This window comes from Streptomyces sp. NPDC028368 (assembly GCF_055565615.1).
Map to the genome: position 1 here is coordinate 161867 of NZ_JBVHTY010000001.1, position 21012 is coordinate 182878.

Annotated in this window: 21 protein-coding genes; 15 read left to right on the plus strand and 6 right to left on the minus strand. The window is 70.0% G+C overall.

Features of this window, described 5'->3' with window-relative positions:
* The first annotated feature begins 54 nt into the window (after positions 1-54).
* The 6 genes from ACZ4S3_RS00800 to ACZ4S3_RS00825 all read left to right on the plus strand — a co-directional run bounded on the left by ACZ4S3_RS00800 (position 55) and on the right by ACZ4S3_RS00825 (position 7847).
* Positions 55-1347, plus strand: a complete 1293-nt coding sequence (locus ACZ4S3_RS00800; RefSeq protein WP_467924165.1) for an ABC transporter substrate-binding protein — start codon at positions 55-57, stop codon at positions 1345-1347.
* A gap of 8 nt (positions 1348-1355) precedes the next feature.
* Positions 1356-2315 (plus strand): carbohydrate ABC transporter permease, encoded by a 960-nt coding sequence (locus tag ACZ4S3_RS00805; RefSeq protein WP_467924167.1) that lies wholly within the window; start codon positions 1356-1358, stop codon positions 2313-2315.
* Complete coding sequence (locus ACZ4S3_RS00810; RefSeq protein WP_467924169.1) at positions 2312-3184, plus strand: carbohydrate ABC transporter permease; 873 nt, start codon at positions 2312-2314, stop codon at positions 3182-3184. Before ACZ4S3_RS00805 ends, ACZ4S3_RS00810 begins: the two co-directional genes overlap by 4 nt.
* Before the next feature lie 87 nt (positions 3185-3271).
* Positions 3272-4510 (plus strand): glycoside hydrolase 5 family protein, encoded by a 1239-nt coding sequence (locus tag ACZ4S3_RS00815; RefSeq protein ID WP_467924171.1) that lies wholly within the window; start codon positions 3272-3274, stop codon positions 4508-4510.
* Positions 4511-4537: 27 nt separating this feature from the next.
* Positions 4538-4717, plus strand: coding sequence for a hypothetical protein (locus ACZ4S3_RS00820; protein ID WP_467924173.1), 180 nt, complete (start codon positions 4538-4540; stop codon positions 4715-4717).
* Between the two features lie 55 nt (positions 4718-4772).
* Positions 4773-7847, plus strand: coding sequence for an alpha-mannosidase (locus ACZ4S3_RS00825; RefSeq protein WP_467924175.1), 3075 nt, complete (start codon positions 4773-4775; stop codon positions 7845-7847).
* A 94-nt stretch (positions 7848-7941) separates the two neighbouring features.
* Here the strand turns inward: ACZ4S3_RS00825 and ACZ4S3_RS00830 are convergent, their stop codons facing one another.
* On the minus strand, positions 7942-8250 hold the full coding sequence (locus ACZ4S3_RS00830) for a hypothetical protein (protein WP_467924177.1): 309 nt from the start codon (positions 8248-8250) through the stop codon (positions 7942-7944).
* Positions 8251-8443: 193 nt separating this feature from the next.
* On the opposite strand from ACZ4S3_RS00830, the gene ACZ4S3_RS00835 reads away from it, so the two are divergent.
* Both ACZ4S3_RS00835 and ACZ4S3_RS00840 read left to right on the plus strand, forming a co-directional pair.
* Positions 8444-8638 (plus strand): antitoxin, encoded by a 195-nt coding sequence (locus tag ACZ4S3_RS00835; RefSeq protein WP_467924179.1) that lies wholly within the window; start codon positions 8444-8446, stop codon positions 8636-8638.
* 99 nt (positions 8639-8737) lie between these two features.
* Positions 8738-9307 carry a GNAT family N-acetyltransferase gene (locus tag ACZ4S3_RS00840; protein ID WP_467924180.1) on the plus strand — a complete coding sequence of 190 codons (570 nt, stop codon included), beginning with the start codon at positions 8738-8740 and terminating at the stop codon, positions 9305-9307.
* A 70-nt stretch (positions 9308-9377) separates the two neighbouring features.
* On the opposite strand, the gene ACZ4S3_RS00845 is transcribed toward ACZ4S3_RS00840, so the two are convergent.
* The 3 genes from ACZ4S3_RS00845 to ligD form a co-directional block, all read right to left on the minus strand.
* Positions 9378-9581: a cold-shock protein gene (locus ACZ4S3_RS00845; RefSeq protein ID WP_466810315.1), complete on the minus strand. Its 204-nt coding sequence runs from the start codon at positions 9579-9581 to the stop codon at positions 9378-9380.
* A 436-nt stretch (positions 9582-10017) separates the two neighbouring features.
* Complete coding sequence (locus ACZ4S3_RS00850) at positions 10018-10917, minus strand: endonuclease I family protein (protein ID WP_467924182.1); 900 nt, start codon at positions 10915-10917, stop codon at positions 10018-10020.
* A 547-nt stretch (positions 10918-11464) separates the two neighbouring features.
* Positions 11465-12361 carry a non-homologous end-joining DNA ligase gene (gene ligD / locus ACZ4S3_RS00855; RefSeq protein WP_467924185.1) on the minus strand — a complete coding sequence of 299 codons (897 nt, stop codon included), beginning with the start codon at positions 12359-12361 and terminating at the stop codon, positions 11465-11467.
* 40 nt (positions 12362-12401) lie between these two features.
* Between ligD and ku the strand changes: the two genes are divergently transcribed.
* The gene (gene ku, locus ACZ4S3_RS00860; protein WP_467924187.1) at positions 12402-13448 is read left to right on the plus strand and encodes a non-homologous end joining protein Ku; all 1047 of its coding nucleotides are present in this window, start codon (positions 12402-12404) and stop codon (positions 13446-13448) included.
* Positions 13449-13487: 39 nt separating this feature from the next.
* Positions 13488-13871, plus strand: a complete 384-nt coding sequence (locus tag ACZ4S3_RS00865) for an RNA-binding S4 domain-containing protein (RefSeq protein ID WP_467924189.1) — start codon at positions 13488-13490, stop codon at positions 13869-13871.
* A 20-nt stretch (positions 13872-13891) separates the two neighbouring features.
* Here the strand turns inward: ACZ4S3_RS00865 and ACZ4S3_RS00870 are convergent, their stop codons facing one another.
* Positions 13892-14281, minus strand: a complete 390-nt coding sequence (locus ACZ4S3_RS00870) for a YchJ family protein (RefSeq protein WP_467925177.1) — start codon at positions 14279-14281, stop codon at positions 13892-13894.
* A 246-nt stretch (positions 14282-14527) separates the two neighbouring features.
* Between ACZ4S3_RS00870 and ACZ4S3_RS00875 the strand changes: the two genes are divergently transcribed.
* Positions 14528-14722 (plus strand): hypothetical protein, encoded by a 195-nt coding sequence (locus tag ACZ4S3_RS00875; RefSeq protein WP_046930414.1) that lies wholly within the window; start codon positions 14528-14530, stop codon positions 14720-14722.
* Positions 14723-14791: 69 nt separating this feature from the next.
* Positions 14792-16441, plus strand: coding sequence for an ATP-binding protein (locus ACZ4S3_RS00880; RefSeq protein WP_467924191.1), 1650 nt, complete (start codon positions 14792-14794; stop codon positions 16439-16441).
* A gap of 24 nt (positions 16442-16465) precedes the next feature.
* Here ACZ4S3_RS00880 and ACZ4S3_RS00885 read toward each other — a convergent pair whose 3' ends face one another.
* Positions 16466-17971: an SCO1417 family PLP biosynthesis transcription factor gene (locus tag ACZ4S3_RS00885; RefSeq protein WP_467924193.1), complete on the minus strand. Its 1506-nt coding sequence runs from the start codon at positions 17969-17971 to the stop codon at positions 16466-16468.
* A gap of 107 nt (positions 17972-18078) precedes the next feature.
* Between ACZ4S3_RS00885 and yczE the strand changes: the two genes are divergently transcribed.
* Genes yczE through ACZ4S3_RS00900 form a run of 3 tightly spaced genes read left to right on the plus strand, consistent with a single transcriptional unit; the run spans position 18079 to position 20982 of the window.
* Complete coding sequence (gene yczE, locus ACZ4S3_RS00890) at positions 18079-18756, plus strand: membrane protein YczE (RefSeq protein ID WP_467925179.1); 678 nt, start codon at positions 18079-18081, stop codon at positions 18754-18756.
* Positions 18753-19553 carry a glycerophosphodiester phosphodiesterase gene (locus ACZ4S3_RS00895; protein ID WP_467924195.1) on the plus strand — a complete coding sequence of 267 codons (801 nt, stop codon included), beginning with the start codon at positions 18753-18755 and terminating at the stop codon, positions 19551-19553. The genes yczE and ACZ4S3_RS00895 overlap by 4 nt, the downstream gene beginning before the upstream one ends.
* Positions 19554-19611: 58 nt before the next feature.
* Positions 19612-20982, plus strand: coding sequence for an MFS transporter (locus ACZ4S3_RS00900; RefSeq protein ID WP_467924197.1), 1371 nt, complete (start codon positions 19612-19614; stop codon positions 20980-20982).
* The last annotated feature ends 30 nt before the right edge of the window (positions 20983-21012 follow it).

Consider the following 21012-nt stretch of genomic DNA (forward strand, 5'->3'; position numbering starts at 1 on the left):
GTATTTCGACTCGGTTCTGGTAAGGGAAAGTCAGAGCGAAGGGGTCAGTCCGTCATGCGTATTTCCCACCGAACGGCCGTCATCGGTGCGGCTGTGATCGCATCGGCACTGGCGCTGACCGCATGCGGGGCGTCGGGTGGATCCGATGGGTCCGGCAGCGCCTCGGGGAAGGTCGAGGGGCAGGTCACATTCCAGACCTGGAACCTCAAGGCAAATTTCAAGGATTACTTCGAGGGTATTGTCGCGGACTTCGAGAAGAAGTATCCGGACGCCAAGGTGAAGTGGATCGACCAGCCGGCCGAGGGATATCCGGAGAAGCTCAGCGCGGATGCGGCGGGCGGTACGCTGCCCGATGTCGTCAATGTATCGCCCGATCTCGCGTATCCGCTGGCCAAGGCCGGGCTGGCGCTCGATCTGGAGAAGGCTGCCGGGAAGTACCGCGGAGAGTATCTCGCCGGGGCGTGGAAGAGTCATGAGATGCCGGGGCAGCAGGGGGTCTACGCCTTCCCCTGGTACCTGAACACCGGGCCGATGTTCTACAACAAGGCGCTTTTCCGGCGGGCCGGTCTCGATCCGGACAAGCCGCCGACGACATACGACCAGCTCTTCAAGGACGCCCTTTCGATGGCGAAGAGGAGCGACCGGAAGATAGCGATGCTGGCGAGTACGCCGTCCATCGAGGATTTCGGGCGCTATGGCGTACGGCTGATGAATACACAGGGCACGGAGTTCACGTTCAACGAGCCCAAGGGCGTCGAGCTGCTGCAGCATTACAAGGAGCTGTATGCGGTCGGGGCGCTGGACTCGCAGGCGCTCACCGCGCAGGCCGAATCCTCGGGACGGAAGTTTCAGCAGCAGTCCGTGGCCATGAATCCGGGCAGCGCGCTTGACCTGCAGAATTTCAAGAAAGAGACGCCGAGTCTCTACCGGAACATCGGGATCACGGACACGGTCAACAACACCGGTAAGGCCAATATGTATGTCCAGGGCCTGATGGTGAACGCGCAGAGCAAGGTCAAACCGGCGGCCGTCGCGTTCGCGCACTTCGTCACGGACAAGAAGAACCAGATGGCCTTCGCGAGGAAGGTCACGATCTTCCCGAGCACCAAGGGATCGCTGGACGACCCGTACTTCACCAAGGAGGACGGCACCGACGCCACCCGGGTGCGGGTGGCATCCGCCAAGTCGCTGAGAACCGCGGTGAATTACACGCCGGTGCTGATCAGCGATCAGATGAAGACCGTGCTGCGCAATGCGGTCGCCAAGGCGGTGCAGGGCAAGCAGACCCCCAAGGCGGCGCTGGACGGCGCGGTCGCCGAGTGCAACCGACTGCTCAAGACGGGCTGAGGCCCGTGATGCACACCGCGCATACGGCGATGCCCGGCCGGGCCCGGCACGATCAGGGGACGCGGCGGGCCCGGCGCACCGGCCGGGCCCACGGAATCCGTACGCATCTGCCGTCCAGTCCCTGGCTGTTCCTGGCGCCCGGCCTGCTGATCGTCGCCGCGTTCAGCCTGTATCCGTTTCTGAGCACCGTGGCGAATTCCTTTACCGACGCTCGCACACTCACCGCGGGGCAGTACGTCGGCGGCGCCAATTATCGGGAGCTGATCCATGACGCGATGTTCTGGACGGGGCTGCGCAACAGTCTGCTGTACGTCATGGGGGTCGTACCGCTGCTGGTGATCCTGCCGCTGCTGCTGGCCCTGCTCGTACGGCGGCACCTCCCCGGGATCACCTTCTTCCGGGCCGCGTTCTACACCCCCGTAGTGGCCTCCGTCGTCGTGGTCGGGCTGATCTGGGTCTGGCTGCTGGACGACCGAGGGCTGATCAACGCGCTGCTGGAGAACGTCGGCTTCGGCCGGGTCGGCTTTCTCAGCGACCCCTGGCTGCTGCTGCTCAGCGCGATGGCGGTGACGGTGTGGAAGGGCCTCGGCTACTACATGATCATTTATCTGGCGGCGCTGGCCAACGTCCCCGAGGAGCTGCATGAGGCCTGCGCGGTCGACGGTGCGGGGGCGGTGCGCCGCTTCCTGACCGTGACCGTGCCCGCGGTGCGGTCGACGATGGTCCTGGTGGGTGCGCTGTCCGCGGTGGGCGCGTTCAAGGTGTTCTCCGAGGTCTATCTGATGGCCGGTCCGACCGGCGGCCCCGGCGGCGAGGACACCACCTTGGTGATGCTCGTCCAGCAGACCGGCACCGGCCTCAGCGGCCGGGTCGGCTATGCCTCGGCACTGTCCGTCGTCGTCTTCGTGATCACGCTCGGACTGATGCTGCTGGTGTTGCGTGCCAACCGGAAGGAAGACGCGGCATGAGCCGGGAACGGAGCCGGGAGCGCAGGGCGCGATCCGGCGCGCGGCGGATGCCCGGATGGCAGCTGACGCTGCGCTATGTGCTGCTGCTGGCCGTCCTGGCGCTGACGGTCGGGCCGTTTCTGTGGCAGCTGTCCACGTCCCTCAAGGGCCCCGGCGAGGACATCTACCGCTACCCGCCGAGCCTGATTCCGCGGGAGCCCACCCTCGGCAACTACGCCGGCGTCGCAAAGATCATTCCCGTCTGGGACTTCGCCCTGAACTCACTCAAGGTCGCCGCCGCGAATGTGCTCACCAACTGCGCGGGCGCGGCGCTGGCGGGCTACGCCCTGGCCCGGCTGCGCTTCCGGGGCCGTAGAACCGCACTGGTCGTCTTCATCATGGCGATGCTGGTGCCGGTCGAGAGCATCATGATCGCCCAGTTCGTGACGATGCGGGAGCTGCAGCTCAACAACACCTTGACCGGGGTGCTGCTGCCCGGCTGTATCGGGGCGATGAATGTGCTGCTGATGCGCAATGCCTTTGCGGGGCTGCCGTACGAGGTCGAGGAGGCGGCGTTCGTCGACGGCGCCAACGCCTGGCAGCGGTTCGTACGGATAGCGCTGCCGTCGGTCAAGGGCACCCTCGCCGTCGTCGCGGTCTTCGCCTTCATGGGTGCCTGGGACGACTTCCTGTGGCCGTTGATCGTGCTCAGCGACCAGTCGAAGTTCACCCTGACCATCGGCCTGAACTTTCTGCACGGCACCTTCGCGGACAATCAGCGGCTGGTCGCGGCGGGCACCGTCATTGCCGTTCTCCCGCTGATCGTGATGTTCGCCTGTCTGCAGCGTTATTTCTTCCGTGGTGTCGGCGAGGGGGCCGTCAAGGGCTGACGTCGTCCCCGCACTCCCTCGCCCCGCACTCCCGCACCGCGTCCTCCTGCACCGCGTACTCCCCCACTGCGTACTCCTAGGAGCCCCATGCGATTCGGCGCCAACTACACGCCCGCCCAAGGGTGGTTCCACCACTGGCTGGACTTCGATCCGGACGCCGTACGCGCCGACCTCGACTCCCTCGCCGGCCTCGGCCTGGACCACATCCGGGTCTTCCCGCTCTGGCCGCTCTTCCAGCCCAACCGCACCCTGATCCGCCCCCGCGCCGTGGAACAGCTCGTCCAGCTGACGGACGCCGCCGCCGAACGCGGCCTGGACGTGAACGTCGACGGCCTCCAGGGCCACCTCTCGAGCTTCGACTTCCTGCCCGCCTGGACGCAGACCTGGCACCGGCGCAATCTCTTCACCGACCCCGAGGTGCTGACCGGCCAGGAGGAGTATCTGCGCACGCTCGCCGCCGCGCTCGCCGACCGTCCCAATTTCCTCGGGATGACGCTCGGCAACGAGATCAACCAGTTCTCCGACGGCCCGCACCCGGACCCGGACCGCATCACCGGCGCACAGGCCACGGCCTGGCTGGAGCGGATGCTGGCGGCGTGCGAGCGGGGCGCCCCGGGGCGGATGCATCTGCATGCCGAGTACGACGCCGCCTGGTACCGCGACGGGCATCCCTTCACGCCCGCCCAGGCCGCCCGCCTCGGCGCCGCGACCGCCGTGCACTCCTGGGTGTTCAACGGCACCGCGCAGCGGCACGGCCCGACGGGCACCGCCACCGAACACCACGCCGCGTATCTGATCGAGCTGTCCAAGGCCTGGGCGGTGGATCCGCACCGCCCCGTATGGCTCCAGGAAGTCGGCGCCCCCGCCCCGCACATCCCCGGGGACCGGGCGGCGCGCTTCACGGAGGCCACCGTCGTCAATGCGCTGGACTGCCCGGATCTCTGGGGCGTCACCTGGTGGTGCTCGCACGACGTATCGCGGTCGCTGGCGGACTTTCCCGAGCTGGAGTACGGGCTGGGGCTGCTCGGCAACGACGGTGCGGTCAAGCCGGCGGGCAAGGCGATCGCCGCGCTGGTCGAGGAGTGGCGGGGCCGGGCGCACCGTCCCCCGGTGCGCCATACCGCGCTGGTCGTCGATGCCGGCGGGGCCGAGGCCGCGCCCCACCGTTCGGTGTGTGCCCCCGGCGGCGCCGTCTTCGAGGCCTGGGCGAAGCTCACCGCCCAAGGTGCCCGCCCCTGCCTGGTGTTGGCCGAACTCGCGTCGGATTCCGCGCACTTGATGTCCCGTCAGATCACCGAGGTCTGCACACCCGACGAGGTTGGCTGAGGCCGCAAGCCCACCGGAGGAGCACGCATGCCCCAGCACCCCGTCCCGCTGTCCCGCCGCCGCTTCCTCGGCAGGACCTGCGGCACGGCGTTCTCTGTGCCGGGCCTGCGCCATGAGCAGAACGAACCGGCGCTGCGGCTCGACGTACGCGCCGCATCCGAACTGTTCACCGGCTCGGATACGGCCGAGACCACGCACCCCTGGTAGCCCCCGTCCGCCTCCTCCCCGACTCTCTCCACTCTCTCTCCACGGAGCCGCCGCCATGCATGACGATCGTGCCCTGACCGAAGCCCGCCTCCAGCGCGTACTGAACGAGCGCATCCGGCCCGCGCTGTATCCGGAATCCGTCCCGTTGGATGTCGCGGCCTGGGTCGCGCCGGGCGTGGGGGTCTCCCCTGCTCGAGCGGAGTCGAGAGCTTGGGGAACGGTGCCCGTGGCCGAGGGCCTGGCCGCCCCGCACACACCGGTCGCGGTGGGTGATGCCTGGGGCGCGCCCTGGGGCACCACCTGGTTCAAGGTCAGCGGCGAGGTGCCTGTGGAGTGGGCAGGACGCACCGTCGAGGCGGTGCTTGACCTCGGCTTCGACGAGCGGATGCCGGGCTTCCAGTGCGAGGCGCTGGTGTATCTGCCCGACGGCACTCCGGTGAAGGCGATCAACCCGCGCAACCAGTGGGTGCGGGTGGGGGCACCGGTGCGCGGCGGCGAGCGCCTCGAGTGGCACCTGGAGGCCGCTTCCAACCCCGTCATCCTCGACGTCCATCCCTTCCTGCCCACCCCGCTGGGCGACCGCGAGACGGCGGGCAGCGAGCCGCAGTACCGGCTGGCACGGCTGGATCTGGCGGTGTTCGACACCGCGGTGTGGGAGCTGATCCAGGATCTCGAGGTGCTCGGCGAGCTGATGGCGGAGCTTGCGGTGGACGGTCACCGGCGCTGGGAGGTGCTGCGGGCGGTGGGCCGGGCGCTGGACGCCGTCGATCTGCAGGACGTGGGCGGGACGGCCCAGGCCGCCCGTGCGGAGCTGCGGGAGGTACTGGCGGCGCCCGCGGCGGCCTCCGCACACCGGATCAGCGCGGTGGGGCATGCGCATATCGACTCCGCCTGGCTGTGGCCGCTGCGGGAGACCGTCCGCAAGGTGGCCCGTACGACATCGAACATGACGGCGCTCCTGGAGGACGAGCCGGAGTTCATCTTCGCCATGTCGCAGGCGCAGCAGTACGCCTGGATCAAGGAGCACCGCCCGGAGGTGTACGCCAAGGTCAAGAAGGCGGTGACGGAAGGGCGGTTCGTACCGGCGGGCGGGATGTGGGTGGAGTCGGACACCAATATGCCGGGGTCGGAGGCGATGGCCCGTCAGTTCGTGCACGGCAAGCGGTTCTTCCTGGAGGAGTTCGGCGTCGAGAACGAGGAGGCGTGGCTGCCGGACACCTTCGGATTCGCCGCCGGGCTGCCGGGGATCATCAAGGCGGCGGGGTCGAAATGGCTGCTGACGCAGAAGATCTCCTGGAGCCGGGTCAACGCCTTCCCGCATCACACCTTCCGCTGGGAGGGCATCGACGGCACCCGGATCTTCACCCACTTCCCGCCGGTGGACACCTATAACTGCCAGATGGCGGGCAGCGAAATCGCCCATGCGGCGCGGAACTTCAAGGACAAGGGCGTGGCCCGGCACTCGCTCGCACCCACCGGCTGGGGCGACGGCGGTGGCGGCACCACCCGCGAGATGATCGCCAAGGCCCGCAGGCTGCGCGATCTGGACGGGTCGGCCGTGGTGGAGTGGGAGAAGCCCGCCGACTTCTTCACCAAGGCGGAGGCCGAGTATCCCCAAGCCCCGGTATGGGTGGGCGAGTTGTATCTGGAACTGCATCGCGCGACGCTCACCAGCCAGGCGCGGACGAAACGCGGCAACCGCCGCAGCGAACAGCTCCTGCGCGAGGCCGAACTCTGGGCGGCGACCGCGGCCGTCACGGTGGGGTATCCCTACCCTTACCAGGACCTGGACCGCATCTGGAAAACGGTCCTGCTGCACCAGTTCCATGACATCCTGCCGGGCTCGTCCATCGCCTGGGTGCATCGCGAGGCGGAGCAGACGTACGTGGCGGTCGCCGCCGAGCTCGAGGGGATCATCGGGGCTGCGCTCGCGGCACTGGCCGGCGCCGGCCGCGACGAGCTGGTGGTGAACGCGGCGCCGCACGGCCGCGGCGGGGTGGCGGCCGGGGCCATCGGCCGGGCGGTGAAGGAGGGGCCGGAGGTAGGCGCGACGGCCCGCCCGGCCGGCGGATTCCGCCTCGACAACGGTCTGTTGCGCATCGAGATCGACGACCGCGGCCTGGTCGTCTCCGCGTACGATCTCGCCGCCGACCGCGAGACCGTCGCGCCCGGCGGCGCCGCGAACCTGCTGCAGATCCACCCCGACTTCCCGAACATGTGGGACGCCTGGGACGTGGACTCCTTCTACCGCAATGTCGTCACCGACCTCACCGAGGCGGACGAGATGGCGCTGAGCGCGGTGTCGCGGGATGCCGCGACGGTACGCGTCACCCGCTCCTTCGGCGCTTCACGGGTGGTGCAGGAGCTGACCCTCGCCCGGGGTCAGCGGCGCCTGGACGTTGCCACCGAGGTCGACTGGCACGAGACGGAGAAGTTCCTCAAGGCTGCCTTCCCTCTGGATCTGCACGCCGAACGCTACGCCGCGGAAACCCAGTTCGGGCATCTGTACCGGCCCACCCACACCAACACCAGCTGGGAGGCCGCCAAGTTCGAGGCCTGCGCACACCGTTTCGTCCATGCCGAGGAGCCGGGCTGGGGCGTGGCGCTGGTCAACGACTGCCTCTACGGGCATGACGTCACCCGCACCGTCCGGGAGGACGGCGACCACGGCACGACCACGACCGTACGGCTCTCCCTCCTGCGCGCCCCACGCTTCCCCGACCCGGAGACCGACCAGGGCCTGCACCGCTTCCGCTATGCGCTCGCGCCCGGCGCCACCGTCGGCGACGCGGTGCGCGAGGGCCACCGCATCAATCTCCCCGAACGCCGGATCGCCGGCGCCGGCCCGGTATCGCCGCTGGTCGCGGTCGACAACGACGCCACGGTCGTCACGGCGGTCAAGCTCGCCGACGACACCGGCGGCGATGTGATCGTCCGCCTCCACGAGGCCCACGGCGGCCGGGCCAAGGCCACCCTGACCACCGTCTTCGCCCTGGCCGACGCTTACACCACCGACCTTCTGGAACGGCCGACGGACGACGGCCCGGCGGTGGAACGGGAGGGGAACACCGTTCGGATGGTGCTACGGCCGTTCCAGATCGTGACGTTGCGGTTGGTGCGGGAGGCCTAGAACGCATCCAGGTCGACGGCGACGGCCAGTGTCCGCGGCGGCGGGTCTGGGCGGGCCGGGGCGGCCGGTGGCGTTACCGGCGGGCCGGCCGCCCTTACCCGGGGTCGGCCGAGCGCGAGCGCGCGTCGGCGCAGGTATCGCGGCGGGTGCCGGGCCGCCGCTCGTGTCCGGTCCCGCGTTCGGTCCCGCGTTCGGCCGGTGGGCCGTGCTCCGCCCCCTGGCCATGGGCCGCGTCGTGGCATCGGTCGCCGGCCGGGTCCAGGCCCAGCATGTCCATCAGCAAGGCCAGATCGTCCGCGTCCCGCGCGCGGCCGGCCAGCGCCTTTCGGGCGAGCCGCCGTTGCTCGTGGGACGGCATGCGCCGCGGCGTGGTGCCGTCGGCAGTGCAGTGTTCATCGGTCACCGCTGCATTCTCGGCCGGGCTGCGGCGTCGTGCCCGTCGAGCGGGCCGTTGGGCTGTCGTAGGGAATTCCCGGGCCGGTCTGGCCCGTACGAGTGATCCCGGTGTGGCCCGCCCGGCTTCGGCGCGCGGATGCAGATCGCGGGCCAGGGGGTGATGCTGGAGTCGTGGGGGACCGTGGTGAGGAGGATGTCCCATGTCCATGATGGACAAGATCAAAAAGATGCTGAAGGGCCACGAATCGCAGGCCGACCAGGGCATCGACAAGGCCGGGGACTTCATCGACAGCAAGACCCAGGGCAAGTACCAGGGTCAGGTCGACACGGCCCAGGACAGGCTCAAGGAGCAGTACGGCAAGCCGGGGGACCAGGACCGGCCGCCGCAGTCCTGACCACGACGAGTCGCGCCGTCGCGCCGCGGCTCACCATGTCATCCGTCGCGGGCGTGCCTCGGGCACGCCCGCGTGTCGGCGTGCTCGTACGCTGAGCGGATGATCACCGCGTCCGTGCGCCTCACTCCCGATGTCGTCATGCGGCCCGCCACACCGGACGACGCCGCCGCCCTCTCCCGCGCGTACCGGCGCAGTCGCGACCATCTGCGGCCCTGGGAGCCGGACCGCGACGAGGCGTTCTTCACGCCGGCCGGGCAGGCGGAGCGGCTGCGCGGGATGCTGGCCGAGCGGGACGCCGGGCGTGGGATGCCCTGGGTACTGGTGGCGGACGACGCCGCCGCGGAGCCCGTCATCGTAGGTTCGATCTCGCTCTCCGGCATCGTGCTGGGCCCGCTGCGCAGCGCAAATGTCGGCTACTGGATCGGCGCGGACCAGGTGGGCCGCGGGCTGGCGTCCGCGGCACTGACCCGGGTCTGCGCGGCGGCCGATACGGAGCTGGGGCTGCACCGGCTGGCGGCCGGCACGCTGCTCGACAACGTCGCCTCGCAGCGGGTGCTGGCCAAGTGCGGCTTCACCCAGTACGGCATCGCAGAGAAGTACCTGCACATCAATGGCGCCTGGCGCGACCATCGTCTGTTCCAGAAGATCCTCAACGACCGGCGCCCCTGAGCAGCCGGCCCCCGCACGCCATGGCGCCCGCTCCCGGCACGGGAACGGGCGCCATGGCGATGAGCGGCGATCAGACCGGGCGGATCATTTCGGCCTGGGGGCCCTTCTGGCCCTGGGTGACCTCGAAGGTCACCTTCTGGCCTTCCTGGAGCTCACGAAAGCCCTGCGCGTCGATGTTCGAATAGTGCGCGAATACATCGGCGCCGCCGCCGTCCTGCGCGATGAACCCGAAACCCTTTTCCGAGTTGAACCACTTCACCGTGCCGCTGGCCATATTCCAGTCTCCTTCGTCAAAAACGGGCTCTGAATCGGCTTCCGCGACCTGCGGAACCCGGAGGTGATCGCCCTGGTCCGGAGACGCACTGCACAGCAAGAACGCCCGTGAATGCGACACGGGCGTCCGGCACTTCGGAACCACGACAGCTGATCAGGACGCTACACCGACCAACGCCCAGCCGTCACGATCACCGTGGCAGACGCGTCGTCCTTCACCGGGCAAGGGCAGTCCGCATCCTCCGGATCCACGAACAACCGGACGAATGTGCGATGAAATCCGGCCTGTCGTGCCCCGAATATCGGCCGGGAATGCCACCCTCGCGTTACGGGGCGGTGGCCCGCCGCTTACCGCGCCGCAACGCTCCGATGCCGACGGTACGCAGAGGGGCCGGGCCCGGCAGGGTCGCCGGGCCCGGCGGTGCGCCAGGTGCCGGTTACCAGATCTCGTTGACCCACTCCGGGTGGTCGATGAACGGGTTCCGGTTGTGCTGGTACTTGTCGAATATCACCTGGTTGCGGTGCTGTTCGAAGGTGTCCGGCGGGTCCTGCTCGCTCCACTGCTTCAGGACGGAGATCCGTCCGATGCTCGGCGCGGAGCCGTTGTCCACCTTGTCGTTGGGCTCCAGGTCGGGGAACCCGTCCCCGCCGTCGTACCGGACGGCCATGTAGAGGATCATCCGCGCCACATCGCCCTTGTCGGCCTTGCGGGGCTCGAAGGAATCGCCGTCGGTGTAATTGCCCGGCGCCTCGCCAACCTCCGTACCGCCGTTGTCGAAGTCCTTGTTGCCGCGCGTGCTGTTGACGGACACGTCCGCCGGGCGAAGGTGGTGAATATCGGTACCGGGGCCGGTGGCCGTACCGAAATCGCCATGGGACTTGGCCCAGACGTGCTCACGGTTCCAGTCGTCCGGATTGCTGCCGTTGGAGTTCTTGCTCTGAGAGCGCCCGGAATACAGCAGAATGACATTCGCGCTGTTGGCCGGGTCCTCGTCGGTGTCCTTGAGGGCGTCCCAGACCTGAGAATAGGTCAATTTCCCGGTCTGGGTGCTGCTGATGATCTGGTGCAGCGAATCCTTGAGGGCCTGGCCGGTCTTTCCTATCGCGTCCTTGTAGTACGTGTCGTCGTACTGTGTGATGTCGTGGCGCGTGGTGTCGTAGCGCGTCCGGTCGTGGTGCGGTGCGGCGTTCGCGGCTATGGATCTGCCGTGCGCCGCCTGGGCCGCCGTACCGGCCGTGGCGGTGGACGGGATCTGTACGGCCACCGCCACCAACGCGGTTCCGGCGGCCACGGTCAGCGCGGTTCGGCCGCGACGGGACAAGCGGGTGTGGTCCACGGATGGTGTCCTCTCCCCGAAATGTGGCACCGAGCCGTGAAATGTGGGGGCACGGCCGGCACCGGCCGTTGGGTATACGGCCGCAGGCAGCTTTCCATCGCCGTATTCACCACGGTGTGAACGGAGGGAGAGAGTTGTGTGATTACCCGGTGACGAACAGTCAACTACGGCTATGGGGAGGTAAAGACGGTAAGACGGTGAATTGCTGTTTCGTCGTCAGGAATGTGCCGCCGCCACCCGGCCCACCTCACCGCAGACCGGGCGGACTCCGCAACTCCCCGATCTTTTAGATGTTCTGGGCGTAGGAGTGGGCGGCGCATCCCCCACCGACGGTGGGGAGTTGCTGGTCCGCGACGTTGGCGAAGTGCGTGACGACAACCATCACGACGAGGTTGGCGAGCACGAACAGCAGGGCTCAGGACGAGGGTGACCAGCCGCTGTTCGACGGCCCGCCCGCCGTCCGCGTGCTCGGCCCGTGCCCGTACGAGCTGGGGCACCAGCACCGAGTTCAGGGCGCATGGTGATCAATCCATGCCGCGGCGCACGGTCACCCGGGCTCTTTGGGGAGCGGGCGGGACCGGTCCGGGTCGAGGAGCGGGGCGAGCAGATCGCCGTCGCGGGCGAGGCGGGGCGCGATGTCGCTGAAGAGGAAGGTGAGTTGGTCCGGGTCGGTACAGGTGGCGATCTCCTCCCAGGTGACGGGGGCCGAGACGGTGGGGGCCGCGCGGGCACGGAGGGTGTAGGCGACCGCGGTGGTCTTGGCGGCGGCATTCTGGGAGAAGTCGATGAAGACCTTGCCGGGACGCAGCGCCTTGGTCATTTTGTGGACGACGAGGTCCGGGAGGGCCGCCTGCGCTTCGACGGCGAGGGATCTGGCGTAGGCCGTGGCCCGTTCCGAGGGGGTCGGCTCGATGGGCACGATGAGGTGCAGTCCCTTGGAACCGCTGGTCTTGGCGTAGACGTTGAGGCCGTCGGCCGCCAGTCGGCCGCGCAGCCACCGGGCCGCGGTGCAGCATTCCACGATGGTGGCCGGGTCGCCGGGGTCGAGGTCGAGGACGAGGCGGTCGGCGGTGCCCGGTGCCTGGCTGGTCCATTGGGGTGCGTGCAGCTCGACGACCAGGTTGGCGGCCCAGACCAGCGAGGAGAGGTCCTGCAGCAGGACCTGACGGGTGGGCCCGGAGGTCGTGTGGGGCACCTCGCAGGTCTGCACCCAGGAGGGGGTGCCGGGCGGCACGTTCTTGGTGAAGAAGCGCTGGCCGTCGGGTCCGTCGGGGTAGCGCAGAAAGGAGAGCGGGCGGTCGCGGAGATGCGCGAGAAGCGGGTCCGCGGTGACGGTGCAGTAGTGCACCACCTCGCCCTTGGTCGTACCGGTCCCGGGATAGATGACCTTGTCCAGGTTGGTCAGCGAGAGGCGCCGCCCCTCCACGACGGTGATCGGCGACATACGATGAGAATCCCACAGATTCGCATATAAGGGATGAAGCATGCGTTCCATCTGGAATGGGTCCATCTCCTTCGGTCTGGTCACCATCCCCGTGAAGATGTACAGCGCGACCGACCGCACCCCGTCGGTCTCCTTCGTGCGCATTCACGAAAAGGACGGCGCGCAGATCCAGTACCGCAAGGTCTGCGAGCTGGACGGGGAAGAGGTGCCGAACGAAGAGGTCGGCAAGGGCTATCAGGCGCCGGACGAGGACGCGATCGTGCAGATCACCGACGAGGACCTGTCCCGGCTGCCGCTGCCGACGGCCAAGACGCTGGCGATCCTGGCGTTCGTCGACCCCGCCGAGATCGACCCGCTCCAGCTGGACAAGGCCTACTACCTGGGCCCGAACGGATCCTCCGCCACCAAGCCGTACGCGGTGCTGCGCGAGGCGCTGGAGCACCAGCGCAAGGTCGCGATCGGGAAGGTGGCGATCCGCGGGCGGGAGTCGCTGGCGATGCTGCGGGCGCACGACGGGGCGATCGTGATGCATTCGCTGCTGTGGCCCGACCAGGTACGGCCGGCGGCCGGGCTCGGCCCCGGAGCCGACATCAAGATCCGCGAGAACGAGCTGAAGCTGGCCGAGACGCTGATGGATGCCCTGGGCGAGCTCGACCCCGACGAACTCCACGACGACTACCGCGAGGCCCTCGAGCGGCTGGTCGCCCAGAAGCTGGAGGGCGGGGCACCGCTCGCCCCCGATACGTCCGGCGCCGGCGGCCAGGTGATCGATCTGATGGCTGCGCTGGAGAAGAGCGTCGCCGCGGCCCAGGGGGGCGGCGGGGCGGAGTCCGGGCGGTCGGCGTCCGTCACACCGATCCGGGGGCGGAAGGCGGCGAAGAAGGCCGAGCCGGCGCCGGCGGAGAAGAAGAGCGGCACGAAGAAGGCCGCGGCCAAGAAGACGGCCACGAAGAAGTCGGCGGCGAAGAAGACGGCGACGGCCGGGAAGAGCACCGCCAAGGCCGCCGCGAGCTCCTCGAAGAACACGAAGTCCGCGGCCGCCAAGAAGACCCCGGCGAAGAGGGCGAGCAAGAAGGCATCCGCTTAATCCGCGCCTGCCCGCCCCCGCTCGGCCTAGAGTCGTGTCATGGCTTCAGACGAGGGGACGACCACCCGCATCGACAGCTGGATCTGGTCGGTACGGCTGACGAAGACGCGTTCGCAGGCCACCGCCGCCTGCCGCGCGGGGCACGTCCGCGTCAACGGCGACCGGGTGAAGCCGGCCCATGCCGTGCGCAGCGGCGACGAGGTGCGGCTGCGGTTCGCCGGCCGGGACCGGATCGTGGTCGTCTCCAAGCTGGTACGCAAGCGGGTGGGCGCGCCGGTCGCCGCCGAGTGCTTCGTCGACAACAGCCCGGCGCCCGCGCCGCGCGAGGAGGTGCCCGTCGCCCCGACGCGTGACCGTGGAGCGGGTCGGCCCACCAAGCGTGACCGCCGCGAGATCGAGCAGCTGATGTTGCGCGGGCGGTAGGCCGGAGTCAGGCGGGCGGGTCAGGCGGGCGGTAGGGCGTCCAGGTAGACCCACAGGCCGTTCTCACGGACGAAGCGGCTGTTCTCGTACTGACTGTCGCTCTCGCCCTGCAGCGTGTAGTGCGCGCGGAATTCCACCGTGCCCTCGGTGTGGAAGGCGCTGCCCCCGGTGGTGCCGAGGATCTCCAGCCGGGTCCACCGCTGCCCCGAGACGAATTCCAGGCCGGCGGGCCGGGTCGTCGGGTGCCAGGTGCGCAGCAGATATCCGGCGTCACCGACGACGAAGGCGCTGTAGCGCGAGCGCATCAGCCGCTCCGCGGTGGGGGCGGCGGTGTGCCCGACGTGGCAGGCGCCGCAGCATGCGCGGTAGGTCTCCTCGCGTCCGCAGGGGCAGGGCGAGGCGGGGTCCATGGCGGCCGGGCGGCGCGGCTTCTTCTTCGACACCCCCCGATTGTGCCGGAGGTCCCGGGGGCGCCGGGTGGCGGGATCCGGGCGGGACACGCGAAGCACAGTTCCAGGCAACACGCTCTACGGACGAGGCCCGTTTGGGGGGTTTCAACGATAAATCACCCATTCGCAGCTTTTGATGGCTTGATACTTGCTGTGAGGCTGGAAGAACTCATGGTGATCGTCCCCACCACCCAGGAGAGAACCCCCATGATTCTGTCCATTTCCGGCGTCATTCTGCTCGGTGTCATCGTCTTCCTCTTCTTCCGCAAAGACGGCCTCAAGTTGTCCCACGCGCTGGTCTGTGCGCTCTTCGGGTTCTACCTCGCGGGCTCCGCCATCGCGCCCAGCATCAGGGCGGGCGGCGCGAGCCTCGCGAGCCTCCTGGGAGGACTCAAGATCTAGCCCCTGCCACCCGGCTCGCCTCCCACGTCGAGCCCGTCACGACCACCGCACGAACAACAGGAGACAGATGTGGCACGGCGCCCCCTGCCCCGCATCCTGACCGACAGCGCTTCCCTCGCGCGCAGCAGAGACATCGCGCGCACCGCCGCCGACAGCGCCACCGACGTGTTCCATCCGCTGATCACCATCAGCCGTGGACTGCGCCGGCTGGCCGCCACCGGCAGACAGCGCTGGGATGCGACGCCCAAGGATCGCCGTGGCTCGCTGTTCTTCTTCGTTGCCGCATGTGTGGTGGCCGTGGCACTGGTGCCGTACGGGCCGCTGCTCGCAGCCATCTCGGTGATGGGGGCGGCGGCCTGGGCGGGGCGGGACGGTACGCCCGCAGACTCCGGGCCCAGCGAGGCCGAGGCGGAGCGGCTGCAGGCGCTGTACGAAGCCCTGGTGCCGTACTTCTGCGCCGAAGGTGACCCCAGCCCCCTCTATGCCCACGGCGGCGACTGGGACCAGGCCTTCACGGAGTTCAGCTTCGACGAGAGCGGGCGGCTGGAGCGCCTGCAGCTGAAGTACCCGGCGTACTTCACCGATGGCGAGGACCTGTCCCGGGCCCGCATCGAGCAGGTGCTGCACGCCAAGTCCGGCCGCGGCCGGGAGTATCACTTCGCCTGGGACGAGGCGGCGAATCAGCTGGTGCTGAGCGTCCTTGGCGCCCTGCCCACGGACATCACGGCGCAGGAATTCATCGTCTCCCCCGGCGAGACGGTCCTCGGGTTCACCGACCCGGAGTCGGTCCACCGGACCCTGCCGGTCATCCAGGGTGACGAGACACAGGATGCGCCGCCGGTGGTCTGGCGTACCGGCCTGCGGTCCACCGAGCCGCATCTGCTCGTGGTGGGGGAACCGGGGACGGGCGGTACGACGCTGTTGCGGTCGATCGCACTGCAGGCGCTGGCCGACGGCGATGTGCTGGTCATCGACGGCAGCGGTACCGGAGAGTTCGCGTGCCTGGCCGGGCGCTGCGGTGTGCTGGGGGTGGAGAGCGGGCTCGCGGGGGCGCAGGCGACGCTGGAGTGGGCCGCGCACGAGACCGAGCGGCGGCTGATCTCGGCGAACCGGGCGCGGCAGGCGGGTATGTCCGCGCCGGAGGACACCCGGCGGCCGCTGTGGGTCATCGCGGACCGTCCGACGTCGCTGGCCCACCTCGCGGCCGCGGAGGGCCGGGACGATCCGCAGCGGCTGCTTCAGGTGCCGCTGCGGCACGGCGGGGCGGCCAATGTCACCGTCGTCGTGGCCGATCAGTTCGAGTGCGCCGAGCTGCTCAGCGACGCCGTGCGGGCGTACACGAGGGCGCGGGTCGTGCTCGGGCCGGCGTCGGCGGAGGCGGTGCGGTCGGTGCTCGGGGCGCCGCCGCACACCACGCCGACGGCCGATGTGCCGCCCGGCCGCGGCTATGTACGGCTGGGGAGCGGTCCGGTGCTGCGGCTCCAGGTGCCGGCCACCCCCGATCCGTTCGACGAGGCCACCAGCGAGGCGCAGCGGATGGCCATGATGGCGCTGCTGCCGGAGCGGACCGTTCCGATGGCCGCGTCGACGTCGTTCGCCAAGTCCGCGCCCGCCGCGGACGAGGCCGCCCCGCTGGGTGCGAGCGGGCGGATGCCGACCGTCAACGGCGGCGGGGCCATCGCGGTCAACGGGTCGGAGGCCGCGCACATCGAGGGCTGAGGCCCCCGATGTGCTGATGGATCGTCAGGCGACAAAGGCGTGGCGCGCTTCGGTCGCGATGGGGGCGCCGCTGGCAACCAGCCGCGCGGCGCCCGCGAGCCGTACGGCGGCCTCCTCGGCGACCGCGCCACTGACCGTGAACGGGAGCCGTACAAAGCCCTCGAAGGCGCCGTCGACCCCGAAGCGCGGGCCGGAGGGGACGCGCACCCCCAGCCGCTCCCCCGCCTCGGCGATACGGGACCCGGAGAGGCCACCCGTACGGGCCCAGAGGGTCAGGCCGCCGTGCGGGACGCTGAACTCCCAGTCGGGCAGGTGCTGGTGCACGGCGGCGACGATCGCGTCGCGGTTCTCGCGGGCCTGCTCCCGGCGGATCTCGATGGCGGATTCCCACCCGCCGGTCTCCAGGAGCGAGGCGATGGCGAGCTGCTCGAGGACGGGTGAGCCGAGGTCGGAGTAGGCGCGGGCGGCGACCAGGCTGCGGATGATGTCGGGCGCGGCGCGTACCCAGCCGATCCGCATACCGGCCCAGAACGCCTTGCTGGCCGAGCCGACCGTGATCACGGCGCTGCCCGCGGGGTCGAATGCGCAGACCGGGCGGGGCGGTTCGGCGTCCGCGTCCAGCTGGAGCTCGGCCATGGTCTCGTCGACGACGAGCAGCGTGCCGGCCGACCGCGCGGCATCGACGAGCCGGCGGCGCTGGTCGTCGGTGGCGAGGGTGCCGGTGGGGTTGTGGTAGTCGGCGACGACGTATGCCATACGGGGTGCCGCGTCGCGCATCACCTGGCGCCAGACGGGGATGTCCCAGCCGGCCAGCCGCTCCCCGAGCGCGACGGGGACGAGCCGGGCGCCGGCGTCGCGCATCAGCTGAAGGATGTTGGCGTACGACGGGGAGTCGACGGCCACCCGCTCGCCGGGGCTCGTACACAGGCGGCAGATTGCGGCGACGGCGCCCATTGCGCCCGTCGTCACCATGATCTGCTCGGGCATGGTGGGGATGCCGCGGGCGGTGTAGCGGTCGGCGAGGGCCTGGCGCAGGACGGGGAGGCCGGCTGGGTAGTCGCCGTGGGTGTGGGCGTAGAGCGGAAGGTCGGCCATGGCACCCTGGACGGCGCGGGTCAGCCATGGCTCGGGGGCCGGGAGGGCGGCGCAGCCGAGGTCGATCATCGAGCCGGCGGCCTCCGGCGGCAGCGGCTCCAGACCACGGGTGGGCAGCGGGTTGCCGGCCGGGACGGCGGTCCAACTGCCGGAGCCGCGGCGGGATTCCAGGAAGCCTTCGGCACGCAGCGCTTCGTAGGCGGCGGCGACGGTGGTGCGGCTGACGCCGAACGCGGCGGCCAGCTCCCGCTCGGCGGGCAGCCGGGCGGCAACCGGCACCCGGCCCTCCAGCACGAGGAGGCGTACGCCGTCGGCGAGGGTGCGATAGGCGGGCAACCGGCGCCCGGCGGCGGTCAGTTCGGCGTCGCGCGGGTCCTGCGACCGGAGCAGCCGGGCGAGTTGGGGCGCACCTACCGCCGAAGTCCACTGCGCCATGGAAATCAGTCCACCTTCCCGGAATTGGCTCTACTTCACGAGTCCGTACCCGCCACATCGTGGCATGCGTCAGTCCAATTCTGCCAGGAGGGGGAAGAGTCGTGTCCATCACCAGGGAATCCGGCATACCGAGGGCGCTGCTGCCGCGGCGGCTGGTGCAGCTCTACGTGGGGCTGGTGCTGTACGGCGTCAGCATGGGCCTGATGCTGCGCGCCGACCTCGGCCTGGAGCCGTGGAGCGTGCTCAACCAGGGCATATCCCGTCATACGGGGCTGACGATCGGCACCGTCACCATCGTCTCCGGTGCGCTGATCCTGCTGCTGTGGATCCCGCTGCGCCAGCGTCCCGGCCTGGGCACGGTGTCGAATGTGGTGATCCTCGGGGTGGTGATGGACGCGACGATGGCGCTGGTGCCCGAGCTCCACGCGTTCGCCGCCCGGATCCCGCTGCTGGCCTTTGCCGTGGTCCTCAACGGCGCCGCGACCGGCCTGTACATCTCCGCCCGCTTCGGCCCCGGCCCGCGCGACGGCCTGATGACCGGGCTGCAGCTGCGGACCGGCCGTCCGGTGCGGCTGGTGCGGACCGGCATCGAGGTGACCGTCCTGGTGGCGGGCTTCGCGCTCGGCGGGTCCATCGGGGCCGGCACGGTGGTCTACGCACTGGCCATCGGGCCGCTGGCCCAGTTCTTCCTCCGGCACTTCGCGATCAAGGGAATGCCGCAGCAGCAGTCGCAGGTGGTGGCCCGCGCAGAGGCTTCACCCGAGCGCGCAATACTGCGGAAGTGACCTCAGCGATACGCCTCCGCCACGCCTATCTCGACCACCCCGCCCCGCTCCCCTTCGCCCACCGGGGCGGGGCGGCGGACGGCCTGGAGAACACCGCCGTCGCCTTCCGGCGCGCGGTGGACCTCGGTTACCGCTATCTGGAGACCGACGTCCACGCCACCTCCGACGGACACCTCGTCGCCTTCCACGACGCGACCCTCGACCGCGTCACCGACATCGGCGGGAAGATCGAACGGCTCCCCTGGCGGGCGGTACGCCAGGCCCGGGTCGGCGGCCGGGAGCCGCTGCCGCTGTTCGAAGAGCTGCTGGAGGAGTTCCCCGAGGCCCGCTGGAACGTCGATCTCAAGGCGGAGGCCGCCCTGACGCCGCTCCTGGACCTGCTGCGCCGGACCCGCGCGTGGGACCGGGTGTGCGTGGGCTCGTTCTCCGAGGCCCGGGTCGCGCGGGCGCAGCGGCTGGCGGGTCCGCGGCTGGCGACCTCGCTCGGCACCCGTGGCGTGGCCGGGCTGCGGATGCGTTCGTACGGGCGGGGAGCGGTGCCGCTGGACCGGCTGCTGGGCGCGGCGGTGCGGCGTAGCGCGGTCTGCGTCCAGGTCCCCGAGCGGCAGTCCGGCATCCCCGTCGTCGATCCGCTGTTCCTGCGCGCGGCGCATGCGCTCGGTATGCAGGTCCATGTCTGGACGATCAATGACGCGAATCGGATGGCGGCGCTGTTGGACCTTGGCGTGGATGGCATCATGACCGACCACATCGACACACTGCGCACGGTGCTGACCGAGCGGGGCTCCTGGGTCTGACTGCCCGGTGCCGGTCCGCCACGGCGACTACGGGGACAGGAAGACGGGGGTGGGCGCGGTGAGCGCACAGGCCGTGATCGGGGGCGCCGAAGAAGAGTCGGCGGCCCGACGCCGGGAACAACGCGGCTGGTACTGGTACGACTGGGCAAACAGCGTCTACTCGACGAGCGTCCTGACGGTGTTCCTGGGGCCGTATCTGACGTCGGTGGCCAAGGCCGCGGCGGATGCGGACGGGTATGTCCATCCCCTGGGTCTTCCGGTGCGGGCGGGCTCCTTCTTCGCCTACTCCGTCTCGGCCTCGCTGCTGTTGTCGGTGCTGGCGATGCCGGTCGCCGGGGCGCTGGTCGACCGGACCGGCCGCAAGAAGCCGCTGCTGGGCGCCTGCGCTTACACGGGGGCGGCGGCGACGGCCGGGATGTTCTTCCTGGCCGGCGAGCGCTATCTGCTCGGCGGCGCGTTGCTGATCATCGCGAACGTCTCCTTCGTCGTGTCGATGATGCTCTACAACTCCTTCCTGCCGCAGATAGCCGAGCCCGATGAACGCGACGCGGTGTCCTCCCGGGGCTGGGCGTTCGGCTACGCGGCGGGCGCGCTGGTCCTGATCGCCGATCTGGTGCTGTACGCCGGGCACGCCTCCTTCGGCGTCTCGGAGGGCACCGCCGTACGCATCTGCCTAGCGTCGGCGGGACTGTGGTGGGGCGGGTTCGCGCTGATCCCGCTGCGCCGGCTGCGCGACCGGCGGGCCGCGCGGAACGCCGTACGGGAGGAGCCGGGCGGCCCGGCGCTCGGCCAGGGGTGGCGGCAGTTGCGCAGGACGCTGCGCGAGATGCGCCGCCATCCCCTCACCCTCGCCTTTCTCCTGGCCTATCTCGTCTACAACGACGGCGTGCAGACGGTGATCAGCCAGGCGTCGATCTACGGCTCCGAGGAGCTGCGGCTGGACCAGACGACGCTGATCATCGCGGTCCTGCTGGTGCAGGTGCTGGCCGCGGCGGGCGCGCTGGCGATGGGGCGGCTGGCGCGGCGGTACGGCGCCCAGCGCACGATCCTGGGGTCGCTGGTGGCGTGGACCCTGACGCTCGCGGTGGGGTTCTTCCTGCCGGCGCAGGCGCCTGTGTGGTTCTTCGCGCTGGCGTCGGCGATCGGTCTGGTCCTGGGCGGCAGTCAGGCGCTCTCGCGGTCGCTGTTCTCGCATCTGGTGCCGCGCGGCAAGGAGGCCGAGTATTTCTCCGCGTACGAGATGAGTGATCGGGGGGTGAGCTGGCTGGGCCCGCTGGTTTTCGGGGTGGCCTACCAGCTGACCGGGAGCTACCGGGACGCGATCGTGTCCCTGGTGGCGTTCTTCGCGGTCGGATTTGTCCTGCTGGCGAGGGTGCCGGTGCGGCGGGCGATCGCGGCGGCGGGCAACCCTGTCCCGGACCGGATTTAGGTTCGGAGGGTGCGGGCCGGTAGTGTACGC